Source organism: Rhodoplanes roseus (genome assembly GCF_003258865.1).
Lineage (GTDB): Bacteria > Pseudomonadota > Alphaproteobacteria > Rhizobiales > Xanthobacteraceae > Rhodoplanes > Rhodoplanes roseus.
On sequence record NZ_NPEX01000834.1, the window covers coordinates 1 to 269 of the forward strand.

Here is a 269-nt window from a genome sequence, read left to right on the forward strand (position 1 = left end):
GTATACCCGAATGGGTGCCGCCATCCGGCATGTCGCCGCCGGCCTCAAGGAGCGGCCGCAGCGGCACCGGCTCCTCCTGCTTTTGACCGACGGCAAGCCGAACGATATCGATTATTACGAGGGCCGCTACGGCATCGAGGATACGCGCATGGCGATCCGCGAGGCGCGCAAGGACGGCATCCGCGTCTTCGGTGTCACGGTCGACGAGGCGGCGCGCGATTACTTTCCCTATCTCTTCGGCCGCGGCGCCTATGCGATCGTCCCGCATG

The 269-nt window shown here is 65.8% G+C and carries 1 protein-coding gene; it reads left to right on the plus strand.

Annotation, left to right across the window (positions count from 1 at the left end; all coding sequences use genetic code 11):
* Positions 1–269: VWA domain-containing protein (locus CH341_RS32620; protein ID WP_146604783.1), on the plus strand; the 269-nt coding region annotated here is incomplete at both ends.